The sequence below is a fragment of the Roseateles sp. Mitsp63 genome, from assembly GCF_059491535.1.
Window position 1 is genome coordinate 5099776 of the sequence record NZ_CP168509.1, and the last position, 14524, is coordinate 5114299.

The 14524-nt window shown below is 68.3% G+C and carries 16 protein-coding genes; 10 read left to right on the forward strand and 6 right to left on the reverse strand.

From position 1 onward, the window contains the following. The first annotated feature begins 58 nt into the window (after positions 1 to 58). The 7 genes from ACEN96_RS22120 (at position 59) to fliR (ending at position 4455) form a co-directional block, all read left to right on the forward strand. On the forward strand, positions 59 to 640 hold the full coding sequence (locus ACEN96_RS22120) for a flagellar basal body-associated FliL family protein (RefSeq protein WP_495585186.1): 582 nt from the start codon (positions 59 to 61) through the stop codon (positions 638 to 640). Positions 641 to 664: 24 nt separating this feature from the next. Next, the gene (fliM, locus tag ACEN96_RS22125) at positions 665 to 1666 is read left to right on the forward strand and encodes a flagellar motor switch protein FliM (protein WP_343639218.1); all 1002 of its coding nucleotides are present in this window, start codon (positions 665 to 667) and stop codon (positions 1664 to 1666) included. Next, complete coding sequence (fliN, locus tag ACEN96_RS22130; RefSeq protein WP_495585187.1) at positions 1659 to 2102, forward strand: flagellar motor switch protein FliN; 444 nt, start codon at positions 1659 to 1661, stop codon at positions 2100 to 2102. Before fliM ends, fliN begins: the two co-directional genes overlap by 8 nt. A 61-nt stretch (positions 2103 to 2163) precedes the next feature. Then, positions 2164 to 2529: a FliO/MopB family protein gene (locus ACEN96_RS22135; protein ID WP_495585188.1), complete on the forward strand. Its 366-nt coding sequence runs from the start codon at positions 2164 to 2166 to the stop codon at positions 2527 to 2529. 13 nt (positions 2530 to 2542) lie between these two features. Next, on the forward strand, positions 2543 to 3361 hold the full coding sequence (gene fliP / locus ACEN96_RS22140) for a flagellar type III secretion system pore protein FliP (RefSeq protein WP_495585189.1): 819 nt from the start codon (positions 2543 to 2545) through the stop codon (positions 3359 to 3361). A 25-nt stretch (positions 3362 to 3386) separates the two neighbouring features. After that, the gene (gene fliQ, locus ACEN96_RS22145; protein WP_495585190.1) at positions 3387 to 3656 is read left to right on the forward strand and encodes a flagellar biosynthesis protein FliQ; all 270 of its coding nucleotides are present in this window, start codon (positions 3387 to 3389) and stop codon (positions 3654 to 3656) included. Positions 3657 to 3690: 34 nt separating this feature from the next. Continuing rightward, positions 3691 to 4455 carry a flagellar biosynthetic protein FliR gene (gene fliR, locus ACEN96_RS22150; protein ID WP_495585191.1) on the forward strand — a complete coding sequence of 255 codons (765 nt, stop codon included), beginning with the start codon at positions 3691 to 3693 and terminating at the stop codon, positions 4453 to 4455. A 175-nt stretch (positions 4456 to 4630) separates the two neighbouring features. Here fliR and ACEN96_RS22155 read toward each other — a convergent pair whose 3' ends face one another. The 6 genes from ACEN96_RS22155 to ACEN96_RS22180 all read right to left on the reverse strand — a co-directional run bounded on the left by ACEN96_RS22155 (position 4631) and on the right by ACEN96_RS22180 (position 11107). After that, positions 4631 to 5947 (reverse strand): ABC transporter permease, encoded by a 1317-nt coding sequence (locus ACEN96_RS22155; protein WP_495585192.1) that lies wholly within the window; start codon positions 5945 to 5947, stop codon positions 4631 to 4633. A gap of 2 nt (positions 5948 to 5949) precedes the next feature. Beyond that, positions 5950 to 7119 (reverse strand): ABC transporter permease, encoded by a 1170-nt coding sequence (locus ACEN96_RS22160; RefSeq protein ID WP_495585193.1) that lies wholly within the window; start codon positions 7117 to 7119, stop codon positions 5950 to 5952. Between the two features lie 27 nt (positions 7120 to 7146). Further along, complete coding sequence (locus ACEN96_RS22165; protein ID WP_495585194.1) at positions 7147 to 7848, reverse strand: ABC transporter ATP-binding protein; 702 nt, start codon at positions 7846 to 7848, stop codon at positions 7147 to 7149. Between the two features lie 30 nt (positions 7849 to 7878). Further along, a complete protein-coding gene (locus ACEN96_RS22170; RefSeq protein WP_495585195.1) occupies positions 7879 to 9099 on the reverse strand; it encodes an efflux RND transporter periplasmic adaptor subunit in 1221 nt (406 codons plus the stop codon). Between the two features lie 203 nt (positions 9100 to 9302). Then, positions 9303 to 9950 carry a response regulator gene (locus tag ACEN96_RS22175; protein WP_495585196.1) on the reverse strand — a complete coding sequence of 216 codons (648 nt, stop codon included), beginning with the start codon at positions 9948 to 9950 and terminating at the stop codon, positions 9303 to 9305. Then, positions 9947 to 11107 carry a hybrid sensor histidine kinase/response regulator gene (locus ACEN96_RS22180; RefSeq protein WP_495585197.1) on the reverse strand — a complete coding sequence of 387 codons (1161 nt, stop codon included), beginning with the start codon at positions 11105 to 11107 and terminating at the stop codon, positions 9947 to 9949. Before ACEN96_RS22180 ends, ACEN96_RS22175 begins: the two co-directional genes overlap by 4 nt. Before the next feature lie 282 nt (positions 11108 to 11389). On the opposite strand from ACEN96_RS22180, the gene ACEN96_RS22185 reads away from it, so the two are divergent. The 3 genes from ACEN96_RS22185 to ACEN96_RS22195 all read left to right on the forward strand — a co-directional run bounded on the left by ACEN96_RS22185 (position 11390) and on the right by ACEN96_RS22195 (position 14507). Continuing rightward, positions 11390 to 11848 carry a hypothetical protein gene (locus tag ACEN96_RS22185; protein ID WP_495585198.1) on the forward strand — a complete coding sequence of 153 codons (459 nt, stop codon included), beginning with the start codon at positions 11390 to 11392 and terminating at the stop codon, positions 11846 to 11848. Positions 11849 to 11971: 123 nt separating this feature from the next. Further along, positions 11972 to 12334: a response regulator gene (locus tag ACEN96_RS22190; protein WP_067068294.1), complete on the forward strand. Its 363-nt coding sequence runs from the start codon at positions 11972 to 11974 to the stop codon at positions 12332 to 12334. Between the two features lie 19 nt (positions 12335 to 12353). After that, positions 12354 to 14507 (forward strand): chemotaxis protein CheA, encoded by a 2154-nt coding sequence (locus ACEN96_RS22195; protein ID WP_495585199.1) that lies wholly within the window; start codon positions 12354 to 12356, stop codon positions 14505 to 14507. Positions 14508 to 14524: the final 17 nt, after the last annotated feature.

A 14524-nucleotide genomic window follows, 5' to 3' on the forward strand; every position in this document is an offset into this window, starting at 1 on the left:
GCCGGATCGTCAGGTCCGGCTTCCCGACGAATCCCTCTCATCCATCACCGGAGCGCCCATGGCCACAGCCGCCGCAGGCAACGACGCCGCCGTCAAGGGCGGCGGCAAGAAGAAGCTGATCATCATCATCGCCATCGTCCTGGTGGTGGTGCTGGTGGGCGTCGGCGCGTTGCTGATGATGAAGAAGAAGTCCCACGCCGACGACGAGGAAGGCGGCGCCGCCGACGAGAAGCCGGCCGCCACCGCCCACGCCAAGCCGGGCACCCCGCCGACCTTCGTCCCGCTGGACCCGTTCACGGTGAACCTGGCGGACAAGGAGGTCGACCGCTTCGCGCAGGTCGGCGTCACGCTGGAGGTGGCCGACGCGCATTTCGCCGACCAGCTCAAGGCTTACATGCCGGCCATCCGCAACAACGTGCTGCTGGTGCTGTCGCACAAGACCTCCGCCGAGCTGCTGACCGTCGAGGGCAAGGAGAAGCTCGCCCGCGAGATCCGCCGCGAGGCCGTGCGCCCGATGGGCATCGAGCTGGACGACGAGGAGGAGGACGAGGAAGCCGCCCCGAAAAAGAAGAAGAAAAAGAAGCGCGCCGTCGAGAGCCCGGTGACGCAGGTGCTCTTCTCCACCTTCATCGTGCAGTGACCGGCAGCCAGCGAGGATAGGGCCATGAACCAGCAGATCCTGTCGCAAGACGAAGTCGATGCGCTGCTCCAGGGCATCACCGGCGAGAGCCAGAAGCTCGAGGCCGAGGAAGTCCAGACCGGCGGCATCCGCGAGTACAACCTCGCGAGCCAGGAACGGATCGTCCGTGGGCGCATGCCCACGATGGAGATCATCAACGAGCGTTTCGCGCGCAACATCCGCATCGGGCTGTTCAACTTCATCCGCAAGAGCCCGGAAGTCGCCATCGGCGGCATCAAGGTGCAGAAGTACAGCGCCTTCCTGCGCGAGATCGTGGTGCCGACCAACTTCAACATCGTGTCGGTCAAGCCGCTGCGCGGCAATGGGCTGATCGTCTGCGACCCGACGCTGGTGTTCGCGGTGATCGACTCGCTGTTCGGCGGCATCGGCAAGTTCCACACCCGCATCGAGGGCCGCGACTTCTCCGCCACCGAGCAGCGCGTGATCCTGCGCCTGGTCGAGGTCATCATCCAGGAGTACATCAAGGCCTGGAAGGGCATCTATCCGCTGGAGCTGGAGTACCAGCGCTCGGAGATGCAGCCGCAGTTCGCCAACATCGCCACGCCCAGCGAGATCATCGTCTCGACCTCGTTCACGCTGGAGATCGGCGAGACCAGCGGCACGGTGTACTTCTGCATCCCGTATTCGACGCTGGAGCCGATCCGCGACGTGCTGTACAGCACCACGCAGGGCGACTCGAGCGAACCCGACCGCCGCTGGGTCAACCTGCTCAAGCACCAGATCCAGTCGGCCGAGGTCGAGCTGGTGGCGGAGCTGGCCAAGGCGCCCGCGACGGTGGAACAGCTGCTGGCCTTCAAGCCGGGCGACTTCATCGAGCTGGACCTGGAGCAGATCATCCAGGCCAAGGTGGACGGCGTGCCGGTGTTCGACTGCCATTACGGCACCTCGAACGGCAAGTATTCGATCAAGATTGAAAAGATGCTGACCGGCCCGGATGCCGGCTGGCTGGGAGCCCGCAATGGCTGACAACACCCCGATGGACGAACAGGACGCAATGGCCGCCGAATGGGCGGCGGCGCTGGCCGAGGCCGGCGGCGGTGGCGGCAGCGAGGTCGCGGCCGAAGTGCAGCCGGCGGCCGAGCAGGTCGCGCCGGCGGCCTTCACCAACTTCGCGCCCACGCCGGGCAACCTGCCCGGCAGCGACATCAACATGATCCTGGACATCCCGGTCCAGCTCACCGTTGAACTGGGCCGCACGCGGATCCCGATCAAGAACATCCTGCAGCTGGCGCAGGGCTCGGTGGTCGAGCTCGACGCGCTGGCCGGCGAGCCGATGGACGTGCTGGTCAACGGCTACCTGATCGCGCAGGGCGAGGTGGTGGTCGTGAACGACAAGTTCGGCATCCGCCTGACCGACATCGTGACCCCCTCCGAACGGATGCGCCGTCTGAGCAAGGCCTGACCCTTCGATCAGCCCCACCGCGGTGGGGCTGATGCGTTTCAGGGACGCATAATTCGCCGCCATGAACAACAGCCTTGTCCCCCTGCTCTGGTTCCTGGCCATCCTGGCCCTGATCCCGGTCGTGCTGTGGCTGCTCAAGCGCACGCCGCTGGGCGGCGCGGCGCTCGGTGGACAGCTGCGCACCGTCGCGCAGCTCGTGATCGCGCCGAGCCAGCGCATCGTGATCGTCGAGGTGGGCCAGCACGAGGACCGCCAATGGCTGGTGCTGGGCATCACCGGCCAGCAGATCCGCACGCTGCACGTGATGCCGCCGCAGGCCGATGCCGGCGTCGCGCTGCAGGCGGCGCAGCCGTCGTTCTCCTCGATGCTCAAGCGCAGCCTGGGCGGCAGGCACGCCGATGGCCCCGGTCCCGGTGCCTCGGCCTGATGGAAATCCGCGCATGACGGCTTCGAGTCCCCTCCCCGCTTCCGCGCCACGGTCGCCGCGCCCCGCCCACCGGCCCTGGCGCGCGCTGGGCGCCGGCGCCGTGCTGACGCTCGGCGGCCTGGCCGGCGCCGCGGCCTGGGCCCAGCAGGGCGGCGCGCCGGCGAGCGTGCCGCTGATCATCGGCCAGGGCGCGGGCGGCAACAACTACTCGGTGCCGATCCAGACGCTGCTGTTCTTCACCGCGCTGGGCTTCCTGCCGGCGGTGCTGCTGATGATGACCGGCTTCACCCGGATCGTGATCGTGCTGTCGCTGCTGCGCCAGGCGCTGGGCACGCAGGCCGCGCCCCCGAACCAGGTGATCGTGGGCCTGTCGCTGTTCCTGACCTTCTTCGTGATGAGCCCGACGCTGGACCGCGTCTACGCCGAGGCCTGGCAGCCCTACCAGAGCGGCCAGATCGGCTTCGAGGTGGCGCTGGACCGGGCGCAGGTGCCGATGCGCGCCTTCATGCTCAAGCAGACGCGGCAGTCGGACGTCGCGCTGTTCGCGCGGCTGGCGAAGCTGGAGGCCAACGTCGCGCCGGAGAACGTGCCCTTCCGCGTGCTGGTGCCGGCCTTCGTCACGAGCGAGCTGAAGTCGGCCTTCCAGATCGCGTTCCTGATCTTCATCCCCTTCCTGGTGATCGACATGATCGTCTCCAGCGTGCTGATGAGCCTGGGGATGATGATGCTGTCGCCGGTGCTGGTGTCGCTGCCGTTCAAGCTGATGCTGTTCGTGCTGGCGGACGGCTGGAACCTGCTGCTGGGGTCGCTGGCGGCCTCGTTCGCGCAGTAGCGGCGCGGCTTGCAAGGAGAAATCCATGGATGCTCAACAGGTCTTCACGATCGGCCAGCAGGGCCTGTACGTGCTGCTGCTGGTGGCGGCGCCCATCCTGCTGACGGTGCTGGCGGTCGGCGTGCTGGTGTCGGTGTTCCAGGCGGCGACGCAGATCAACGAGTCGACGCTGTCCTTCGTGCCGAAGATCGTCGCCGCGGTGCTGGTGCTGGCGGTCGCCGGTCCCTGGATGATCACGACGCTGGTCGAATACATCCAGCGCACCCTCCAGAGCATCCCGCAGGCGCTGGGCTGAGGCCCGCCGCGCGGTCCGTCTCCATCTCCCCTCGATGATCTCCTTCAGCGAAGCGCAGCTGCTGGCGTGGATCAATCCGATCCTGTGGCCCTTCATTCGCGCGCTGGCGCTGTTCGCCGGCATGCCGGTGTTCAGTCAGCGCCAGGTGCCGGCGCGGGTGCGGATCGGGCTGGCGCTGTTCATCGCGGTGGCGGCGCAGCCTTCGCTGCCGGCGATGCCGGTGATCCCGCTCGATTCGCTGCCGCGGCTGCTGATGGTCACCGGCCAGCAGTTGCTGATCGGACTGTCGATGGGCTTCGCGGTGCGGGTGGTGTTCGCGTCGCTGGAATTCGCCGGCGAGCTGATCGGCCTGCAGATGGGCCTGAACTTCGCCGGCTTCTTCGATCCGTCGACGGGCTCGCAGGGCACCTCGTCGTCGCGCTTCCTCGGGTCGATGGTGGCGTTCCTGTTCGTGGCGATCAACGGGCACCTGATGCTCATCAACTCGCTGGTCGAGAGCTTCCAGGCCTTCCCCGTCGGCGAGGAGCCCTTCCGCTTCCTGCGCGTGGCGCAGCCGCAGGTGTGGGGCGCGGAGATCTTCCGCATGGGGTTGTGGATCGCGCTGCCGCTGATCACGATGCTGATGTTCGTGAACCTGGTGCTGGGGATCATCTCGCGCGTGGCGCCGCAGCTGAACGTGTTCTCGGTGGGCTTCCCGCTGACGGTCAGCATCGGCTTGGTGGGCATGGTCGCGACGCTGCCGCTGATGCATCAGCCCTTCATGGTCGCGCTGGAGCGGATGCTGGCGGCGTTCAACTGACGCCGAGGCCCTCTCACCCAGGAAAAGCTGAAGACTCGCGGGCAGTCTGGCTTGTCCATCGATCTCGCATTCCTGCGAGGGCTGAGGAACGAAAGCGGCGATGCGAGCGCAAGAGGTGAATGCCGTGGGGAGCGAATGACCGGCCGATGCTTCCCAGCATCGGCCAGTTCTCCTTTCAAAGCTCCCGCAGCGCCGTCGTGACCGGCACGCTCGCCGCCCGCACCGCGGGGAACAGGCCGCCGATGAAGCCGATGGCCAGGGCCCACTTCAGGCCTTCCCACAGCAGTTGCCCCGACACGCGCAGCTCGAAGCTCAGCTTGCCCACCGAGCCTGCCGCCATCGTCGACGCTGCGTGCCCGTTGAACAGCAGATAGGCGATCGCGCCGCCGATGACGCCGCCAATCGCGGCAAGCAGCATCGTCTCCAGCATCACCGCCACCACCACCGGCAGTCCGGGGAAGCCGATCGCGCGCAGCGTCGCGATCTCGCGGGCCCGCGTCGCGACAGCCGCGAACATGGTGTTCAGCGCCCCGAACACCGCGCCCACCGCCATGATCGCCCCGACCACGATCCCGATGACCCGCAGGATCTTGGTCATCTGCTCCGACTGCTTGGCGAAGAACGCCAGCGTCGTCGTCGCGTCGACCTTCAATTGCGGATTGGCCTCGAGCGCCGCCTTGAAGTCCTTGAAGGCCGCCGCATCCGTCAGCTTCACCGTCACCGAGTTGCGGCTCGCGCCACGCCGGTAGGTCTCGGCCACGACCGGCGCATCGGCCCACAGCTCCGATTCCATCGAATCGCCCGAGGCGAACACCCCGGTCACCGTCCAGATCTGGCTGCCCAGACGGATCTGCTTGCCCGGCTCCAGGCCCTCGAACTGGCGCGCCGAGCCCTGGCCCACGATCAGCTCCTTCAGCCCCGGCTGGAACTTGCGGCCCGCGACGATCTTCACCTGCGGCCGCACCGCGAAGGCCTCGTCGCCGACGCCGCGCACCTGCACGCTGCCTTCCTCGTCCGTCTTCGTGCCCTTGACCGGCAGGTTGGCCGCCACCACCGTCTCGGCCGACACCAGCGGCTCGCCCTTGGCGGACTTCGCCACGCCCGGCGCCTGCGCGATCTGCGTGATGTCCTCGCGCGAGAGCACCGACGCCACCTCCGCCGCCGACGCGCCGCGCAGCACGATCGCCGTGTCCTCGCTGCCGGACTTGCGCAGCGTCTCGGCATAGCCCTCGGCCATCGCCAGCAGCGCCACCAGCACGCCGACCACGCCCGCGATGCCCACGACGATCACCGCCGACGAGCCCATCCGCTGCGGCAGCGTGCTCACCCCGACGCTGGTCACCGAGCGCGCCTGCGCCCCGCGCCGCGACAGCAGCATCCACAGCCCCAGCAGCGCGGCCAGTCCCAGCGCGCCGAACCACGGCAGCATCACCCATGCCACCAGCACCACGGCCAGCAGCACCAGCAATCCCAATCGCTTCAGGAATTTCATGATCAGGCCCTCCCGGCCAGCGCGTCGGTGATGTTCAGGCGCATCGCGTTCAAGGCCGGCAGCGCGCCGACGATCACGCCGAACAGCACCATCAGCCCGACGCCGGTCGCCCAGCTGTTCAGCCCGGCCGCGGGCAGGTTCAGCGTCCCGCCGCTCGCGGCGCCCACGGCCGGCCCGATGACGCTGGCCAGCCCCAGCCCGACCACGCCGCCGATCACCAGCAGCAGCACCGACTCCGCCAGCACCATCGCCAGCACGCTCTGCCCGGAGAAGCCGATCGTCTTGAGCACCGCGATCTCGCTGGTGCGCTCGCGCACCGCCTGCATCATCGTGTTGCCCGACAGCAGCAGCAGCGTGAAGAACACCGCGCCCATGATCGAGCTGACGATCAGCCCGATGTCCGCCACCTGCTTCATCCACGAGGCCATCGCCGCCTGCTCGGTCTGGGTGCGGGTCTCATGGTCCGAGTTGGCCGAGATCGCATCGATCGCCTTGGCCACGCGGTCCGCCTGGTTGGCGTCGCTCACGCGCGTCACGTACCAGCCGACGGCGCCCTGGTTGTAGGGCGTCGTGTCGTCGAAGTACTTCCAGTTCAGCAGGAACATCTGGTCGTACCAGCCGCCCGACTTCTTGTCCGCGGCATGGATCAGGCCGACGATCTCGAACTGCCAGTTCTTGCTGCCGCTGCGGTCCGGGAAGATCGTCGACTGCAGCGGGATCTTGTCCCCGACCTTCCAGTTGAAGCGCCTGGCCAGCCCCTCGCCGACCAGCGCGCCGATGCGCGTCGACGCGAAGGCCTGTCTGGCCTGATCGGTGACCACCATCTCGGGATACATGTCGAGGTAGTTCGGCGCGACCGCGAAGCTGAAGACCTGGTTGTGCGGGTCCTGGTAGGCGCCGCCGAACCAGTTCGCGTAGGTCACCAGCTTGACGCCGTCCACCGCCTGGATGCGCTGCGTCAGCGCCATCGGCAGCGTCTGGATGAACGACAGCCGCGAGCCGGTCTGCAGCCGCGACGCGCCGTTGGCCGACTGGCCTGCCTGGTCGAACGAGGTCCGGACCGCGTCCAGCAGCCCGAACAGCAGGAACGCGGTGATGATGGACACCAGCGTCAGGAAGGTCCTGAGCTTGCGCCGGAACAGCGCCGCCCAGATGAGGTGCAGGTATTTCATGGCGTGCCTCTCCGTGCCCGCGCGGCCTCAGGCCGCCGCCACCGCGTTGACCGTCTGCTCGACCAGCGTGCCCTTGTCCAGGTGCAGCGTCTGGCGCGCGCGCTCGGCCGCCTTCGGGTCATGGGTGACCATCACGATGGTCTTGCCGTGGTCGCGGTTGAGCGCCTGCAGCAGCGCCAGCACGTCCTCGGCGGACTGCCGGTCCAGGTCGCCGGTGGGCTCGTCGCAGACCAGCAGGGTCGGATCGGAGACGATGGCCCGCGCGATGGACACGCGCTGCTGCTGGCCGCCGGACAGCTCGGTCGGCTTGTGGCTGGCGCGGTCCGACAGCCCCACCAGCTGCAGCGCGATCGCGGCGCGCTTCTTGCGCTCGGCCGCGGACAGCTTGGTCAGCAGCAGCGGCAGCTCGACGTTGCGCTGCGCCGAGAGCGTCGGCATCAGGTTGTAGAACTGGAACACGAAGCCGACCTTGGCCGCGCGCCACTTCGCCAGCGCGGCGCCGCCGAGCTGGTCGATGCGCTCGCCGCCGATGGCGATGCTGCCGCCGCTGGGCTGGTCCAGGCCGCCGATCAGGTTCAGCAGCGTCGTCTTGCCGGAGCCCGAGGGCCCCATCAACGCCAGGAAATCGCCCTGCGCCACATCCAGGTCGATGTGATGCAGCACCTCCACCTTCTGCTTGCCTCGGGTGTAGACCTTGGACAGGTCACGGATCTCGATCAACTTGTTCACGGTGACTCCTCGCGTAAGGGTTCAGGGGGTTCACTTGCCCGGGGCGAGGCGGATCTCGCCGCCGTCACGCAGCCCTTCGGGCGGATTCACGACGAGCGGCTCTCCGGCCTTGACTCCGTCCAGCACCACGGCCTGGTCGCCCACCGGCGTGCCCAGCTTCACCTGGCGCGCCGCGGCCTTCTGCCCGGCGACGACGAAGACCACCTGCGCGCCGTCGCGCGACACGACGGCCGACTTCGGCACCAGCACGCCCGGCGGCGGCGCGGTCTGGCCGCTCTGCTTGGCGGCCAGGAAGGAGACCCGCACGCCCATGTCGGGCACCACGCGCTGGTCCTTCTGCTCCAGCGCCACCCGCACCTTGACGGTCGCCTTGCCGCGGTCGGCCGACGGCACCACCGCGATCACGTGCGCCGGGATGCGCCAGTCCGGATAGGCGTCGAGCGTGGCCTCGGCCGGCATGTCGGCCTTGACCTGGCCGATGTAGGCCTCGTTGACGTCGACGTCCACTTCCAGCGAATCCATGTCGACGATGGTGCCGACCCCGGTCCGCGTGAAGCCGCCGCCGGCGGACAGCGGCGAGACGATCTCGCCCACCTGCGCCGCCTTGGCCGTGATGACGCCCGAGAACGGCGCCTTGACGACCGTGTAGTCGAAGTTGACCTGCGTCTGGGCCGCCTGCGCGGCGGCGGCGTCGGCCTCGCGGCGGCGCGCCTCGAGCTGCGCCAGATAGGCGGTCACCGCGGTGCGGGCCTGCTCGGCCGACTGCTTCGTGGTCATGCCGCTGGCGGCCAGCTCGTCCTGGCGCTTCAGGTCGGACTGCGCCTGCAGCAGCTGCGCGCGCGTGGCCTCGACGTTGGCCCGGGCGCTCTGCACGTTGGCGCGCGAGGCCTCCAGCGCCGCCCGCAGCGCGTTGTCCTCGAGCCGGGCCAGCACCTGGCCCTTCTCGACGCGGTCGCCCTCCTCGAACAGCACCGCGGTCAGCGTGCCGGTGATCTGCGTGGACACGGTCGCGGCGCGGCGCGCCGTCACGTAGCCGGTGGCCTGCAGCACCGCGTTGCCCCCGGCGCCGCCGCGCGCCTGCGCGTTGGCGGTCTCCACCTCGGGCACCTGCGACTGCCGCCACCACCACCATCCGCCGCCCGCCAGCAGGGCCAGCACGACGAGCGCCGCCACCAGGATCCAGACCCAGCGCGGCGGTCCGCCGCCATGGTCCTCGCGCTGCGTGCCCTGGATGCGCAGCTCTTTCAACAATGCGGTATCGATGACGTCCCCCTTGCAGTGCGGCTCCGCCTCGCGGGAAGAGCCTTGGTCGAGTCGGGGCGCATTCTGCGCGGCGCCCCGCCCGCGTCAACCCCTGGTTGCGACGAATGGCGGATGGCGGTCGTGAACGCCCCCTCGTGACGACGAATGGAAAAGGCGGATCTCGACACGGCGCGCGGCCGCGGCGCCGGGCGTCAGCTCTCGACCAGCCCGTTGCGGATCGCGTAGACGGTCAGTTCGGAGTTGTTGGACAGGCCCAGCTTCTCCAGCACCCGCGCGCGGTACACGCTGACCGTCTTGGGACTCAGCATCAGTTCCTCGGCGATGTCCGAGAGGCGCTTGCCCGAGGCGATCATCACCAGCGTCTGCAGCTCGCGGTCGGAGAGCTTCTGGTGCGCCTGCTCGGGCGCCGGGGCGGTCAGGCTCTCGACCAGCATCTGGGCGATCTCGGGGGTCACGTACTTTCGCCCCTGCGCCACCGTGCGCACCGCCTGCACCAGCAGCTGCGGATCGCCGCCCTTGTTGACGTAGCCGAAGGCCCCGGCCCGCAGCGCGCGGATCGCGTACTGGTCCTCCGGGTACATCGAGACGATCAGCACCCGCGTGCTCGTGCCCTCGTCCTTGAGCACGTGCAGCACGTCCAGGCCGCTGCGGCCCGGCATGTTGATGTCCAGCACCAGCACGTCGCACTGCCGGTCGGCGGGCAGCGTGCGCATCAGGCTGCGCAGCTCGCCGTAGTCGCCGGCCTCGCCCACCACCTCGATGTCGGGCGCGTCGGACAGCGTGTCGCGGATGCCGCGGCGGATCAGCGCATGGTCGTCGCAGAGGATGACTTTGATCATAGGGCGCCCCACGAGGAGGGATCATGGCCCGCGCCGGCCGGGAGCGGCTCGCCGTCGTCGTCGACGTCGAAGTCCGCGATCACGCCGCGCAGCGGCACCGACAGGATCAGCGCCGTGCCGTGGAGTCCGCTGCTCAGGTCGACCCAGCCGCCCACCGTCGCCGCGCGCTCGCGCAGGCCGCGGATGCCGAAGCTGCGCGCCTTGCTCAGGTCGCCCGGCGCGATGCCGTGGCCGTTGTCCTTGATCTCCAGCGTCAGCACGCCGCCCTCCATGCTCAGCTCCACGTCGACGCGGGTCGCCCCGGCATGCTTGGAGACATTGGTCAGCGCCTCCTGCGCGCAGCGATAGGCCACCAGCGGCACGCCCGCCGGCAGCTGGAAATGCTCGCCGACATGCCGCACGGCGGTGGCGATGCCGGTGCGGCGCTCGAAGCGCGCGGCCAGCCATTGCACCGCTGCCAGCAATCCCTGTTCCAGGATCGCCGGCCGCAGGTTGTGCATGATCCGCTGGCTCGATTCGATCGCGCTGGTCACCGTCTCCAGCGCCGACTGCACGCGCTGCTGGACCGCCTCGTCGCTGCTGTGGCGCGCGATCCAGGCCAGGTCGAACTTCAGCGCCGTCAGCGAGCCCCCCACGTCGTCATGGATTTCGCGCGCGATCGCCGCCCGTTCCATCTCGACGCTGGTCTGCAGGTGACCCGCGAGCTCATGCAGCTGCTGCTTGGACTTGAGCAGCTCGCGGTCGGCCTCCTGGCGCGCGAGCTGCGCCTCGCAGGACTCGATCGCGTGCAGCAGCGCCGGCGCCAGCCGCGCCAGGTTGTTCTTGAGCAGGTAGTCCGACGCGCCGGTGCGCATCGCCGCGACCGCGGTGTCCTCGCCGATCTCGCCCGACACCAGCACGAACGGGAGCACCAGTTGCCGCTGCTTGATCAGGTCCAGCACCACCAGCCCCGAAAACCCCGGCAGGTTGTAATCCGAAATCACCGCGTCCCAGGTCCGGTCCAGCGCCGCCTCGATTTGCGGCAAGGTGTCCAGCCGCGTGATTTCGAAACGCAATCCGGACCGTTGCAATTGAGCCAGGATCAATTGGTGATCCAGGTCGGAATCCTCGATATGAAGCAGGCGCAGGGAGCGCTCGGCCAGGGGGAGAGTCGGCATGGGCGCGAGTATGCCAAGTTTGTCGCGCATCCCTCGTCTATGCAGGTCCCCCCCCGCTGTTCTCCCTCTGGAAACCGTAGAGTCTTGGGTTTACCCTTATCGAGAATTTGTCAGTGTCGCGTCGACGCTAGTTGATCCAAGCTAATGGGACAGCTTTTCACGGTTAGTCCCGTCGACAGATGCGAGGCAAAGGCCGAAGATTCTTGCCAGCCGACAAGTCCGGGCACATGTCTGAGTTGGGCAGACATGAACAAGCACCAGGACATCCAATGTGGAGCCAAGATGCAAATCGATGAGACGTCGGTCGAGCCGGAAGGCAGCGGACTGATGCCACTGCTCGCCGCCGCCGAGTTGCAGGACCATCTGATGACGGTCAACAACGATCTGGAGCGGCTGCAGCGCCTGCTGGACGATGCCTGCGAGGCGCTGTCGACGCATTTCTTCGGCGCCTCCGGCCTGGTGGACCAGATGCGCGAGCGCCTGCCCGAGGCCCGCGACCAGGACGCGCTGCAGCAGCTGATGCTGCATCTGGCCGGGGCGATCACCGCGCTGCAGTTCCAGGACATGTCCACGCAGCTGATCGCGCACACCAGCCAGCGGCTGCGCAACTGCTCGGACCAGCTCGCGCGCGATGCGTTCGGGGAGGACGAGGACGGGATGGCCGTCGTCGAAACCGCCCCGCTGCGTCCCAATCCCGTCACGCAGGACGAGATGGACGCCGGCTCGATCGAATTGTTCTGACGATGTTGCGAGCTTCCGTCCCTTAGATCACGAAAACATCGACCGCGGACCACGGTCCGCCCTCAAGGTCCTCAAGAATCTTCGAGTCCACCCGAAAACAGCCTGTCATCCGGAGAACCAAAAATGCCCTCGATCCTCGCCGTAGACGATTCGGCCTCCATGCGCCAGATGGTCTCGTTCACCCTCAAGAATGCGGGTTTCAACGTCGTGGAGGCGGTGGACGGGCAGGACGCCTGGGAGAAGTCGTCGCAGCGCGATTTCGACCTGGTGCTGACCGACCAGAACATGCCCCGCATGGATGGCATCAGCCTGACGAAAAAGCTGCGGGACAACCCCAAATTCAAGACCACGCCGATCCTGATCCTGACCACGGAGTCCAGCGACCAGATGAAGCAGGCCGGCCGCGCCGCGGGCGCCACCGGCTGGCTGGTCAAGCCGTTCGACCCGGCCAAGCTGATCGAAGTGATCGGCAAGGTGATCCGCTGAAGTCCCGCGGGAGAGATTGATGGGAGACATGACCTCCGAAGGCGCCAACCTGGGCGCGGGCATCGACCTGAGCCAGTTCTATCAGGTCTTTTTCGAGGAAGCCGGCGAGAACCTCGACAACATGGAACAGCTGCTGCTGAACCTGGACATCGAGAACCCGGACGATGAGCAGATGAATGCCATCTTCCGCTGCGCCCACTCGATCAAGGGCGGCGCCGCGACGTTCGGCTTCAACGACGTGGCCGAGCTGACGCACCAGATGGAGACGCTGCTGGACAAGCTGCGCCGCCATGAACTGGCGCCGACCTCGCCGATGGTGGACGTGCTGCTGCAGTCCGGCGACGCGCTCAAGGCGCAGCTCGCGCGGCACCAGGGCTCGGGCGCCGACGCCGTCGACACCTCCGCCCTGCTGAGCAGCATCCGCACGCTGGTGGACGGCGGCACGCCGGACGGCGCCCGCGCCGCCGCGCCCGCGCCGGCCCCGGCGGCTCCAGCGGCCACCGCGGCGCCCGCCGCCGCCCCGGCCGCGGCGGCGCTGAAATCCACGGTGCGCCAGCTCGAGCTGCTGGTGGGCCCGCTGGACAACCCGGCGCAGGCCGACAACCTGGTCGAGCTGTTCAAGGAAATCACCGACCTGGGCACGATCGAGCCGCTGGATGGCGGCATCGCCGCCGACGGCATGCGCCGCTTCAAGGTCCTGACCAGCAGCACCGACAACGACCTGCTGGACCTGTTCACCTTCCACGTCTCGCGCGAGCAGGTCAAGATCCTGCCGCTGGGCGAGGGCTACGGCTTCCATGAAGGCGCGCCCGGCGCGCCCCCGGCCGAGGCGAAGAAGGACGAGGACCCCGGCTACGGCTTCTTCGACGACGCCCCCGGCGTTCCGCCCGAGACCGCCGCCGAGGCCAAGGCCGCCGCCGAGGCGCCCAAGGCGAACGTGCCGGTGGCCGCCAAGCCGGCCGCGCCGGCCCGCACCGAGGTCGCCCCGCGCGCCGGCGGCGCCAGCCCCGACCAGTCCACGCTGCGCGTGTCGGTCGAGAAGGTCGACCAGTTGATCAACCTGGTGGGCGAGCTCGTCATCACGCAGGCGATGCTGGCGCAGAACAGCCGCAACCTGGACCCGGGCCTGTACCAGCAGCTGGCCTCCGGCCTGGCCGACCTGGAGCGCAACACGCGCGACCTCCAGGAATCGGTCATGTCGATCCGCATGATCCCGATGTCGGTGGTGTTCAACCGCTTCCCGCGCATGCTGCGCGACCTGGCCGCCAAGCTCGGCAAGAAGGTCGAGCTGGTCACGCAGGGCGAGGCCACCGAGCTCGACAAGGGCCTGGTCGAGAAGATCACCGATCCGCTCACCCACCTGGTGCGCAACAGCTGCGACCACGGCATCGAGTCGCCGGCCGACCGCATGGCCAAGGGCAAGCCCGAGCAGGGCACGATCACGCTGGTCGCCTCCCACCAGGGCGGCTCCATCGTCATCGAGGTGCGCGACGACGGCCGCGGCCTGAACCGCGACAAGCTCATCAAGAAGGCGCGCGAGAAGGGCATCGACGCGCCCGACACGATGACCGACCAGGAAGTCTGGGGCCTGATCTTCGCGCCGGGCTTCTCCACGGCGGACCAGGTCACCGACGTGTCCGGCCGGGGCGTCGGCATGGACGTGGTCAAGAAGAACATCACCTCGCTGGGCGGCACGGTGGAGATCGACTCCGCCGAGGGCTACGGCATGAAGGTCTCGGTGCGGCTGCCGCTGACGCTGGCCATCATGGACGGCATGAGCGTGGGCGTCGGCGAGGAGGTCTACATCCTGCCGCTGTCCTCGGTGGTGGAGTCCTTCCAGGTCCAGGCTGACACGATCAAGACCGTCGGCGGCTCCGGCCGCGTGGTCGAGGTCCGCGACGAGTACATGCCGGTGGTGGAGCTCGAACAGGTCTTCAACGTGCCCCGCTTCGACTTCGAGCATGTCAGCTCGATCATGGTCGTGGTGGAGGCCGAGGGCGGCCGCGTCGCGCTGCTGGTGGACGAGTTGCTCGGCCAGCAGCAGGTCGTGGTCAAGAACCTGGAGGCGAACTACCGCAAGGTCACCGACGTCTCCGGCGCCACGATCATGGGCGACGGCCGGGTCGCGCTGATCCTGGACGTGGGCAGCCTGGTGCGCCGCTCGCGCCATTGAACGCCATCGATCGTCTT

Bases quoted from the DNA above. Each gene is read 5' to 3' on its own strand.
- ACEN96_RS22120 (WP_495585186.1), top strand. From the start codon at position 59: ATGGCCACAGCCGCCGCAGGCAACGACGCCGCCGTCAAGGGCGGCGGC.
- fliM (WP_343639218.1), top strand. From the start codon at position 665: ATGAACCAGCAGATCCTGTCGCAAGACGAAGTCGATGCGCTGCTCCAG.
- fliN (WP_495585187.1), top strand. From the start codon at position 1,659: ATGGCTGACAACACCCCGATGGACGAACAGGACGCAATGGCCGCCGAA.
- ACEN96_RS22135 (WP_495585188.1), top strand. From the start codon at position 2,164: ATGAACAACAGCCTTGTCCCCCTGCTCTGGTTCCTGGCCATCCTGGCC.
- fliP (WP_495585189.1), top strand. From the start codon at position 2,543: ATGACGGCTTCGAGTCCCCTCCCCGCTTCCGCGCCACGGTCGCCGCGC.
- fliQ (WP_495585190.1), top strand. From the start codon at position 3,387: ATGGATGCTCAACAGGTCTTCACGATCGGCCAGCAGGGCCTGTACGTG.
- fliR (WP_495585191.1), top strand. From the start codon at position 3,691: ATGATCTCCTTCAGCGAAGCGCAGCTGCTGGCGTGGATCAATCCGATC.
- ACEN96_RS22155 (WP_495585192.1), bottom strand. From the start codon at position 5,947: ATGAAATTCCTGAAGCGATTGGGATTGCTGGTGCTGCTGGCCGTGGTG.
- ACEN96_RS22160 (WP_495585193.1), bottom strand. From the start codon at position 7,119: ATGAAATACCTGCACCTCATCTGGGCGGCGCTGTTCCGGCGCAAGCTC.
- ACEN96_RS22175 (WP_495585196.1), bottom strand. From the start codon at position 9,950: ATGATCAAAGTCATCCTCTGCGACGACCATGCGCTGATCCGCCGCGGC.
- ACEN96_RS22180 (WP_495585197.1), bottom strand. From the start codon at position 11,107: ATGCCGACTCTCCCCCTGGCCGAGCGCTCCCTGCGCCTGCTTCATATC.
- ACEN96_RS22185 (WP_495585198.1), top strand. From the start codon at position 11,390: ATGCAAATCGATGAGACGTCGGTCGAGCCGGAAGGCAGCGGACTGATG.
- ACEN96_RS22190 (WP_067068294.1), top strand. From the start codon at position 11,972: ATGCCCTCGATCCTCGCCGTAGACGATTCGGCCTCCATGCGCCAGATG.
- ACEN96_RS22195 (WP_495585199.1), top strand. From the start codon at position 12,354: ATGGGAGACATGACCTCCGAAGGCGCCAACCTGGGCGCGGGCATCGAC.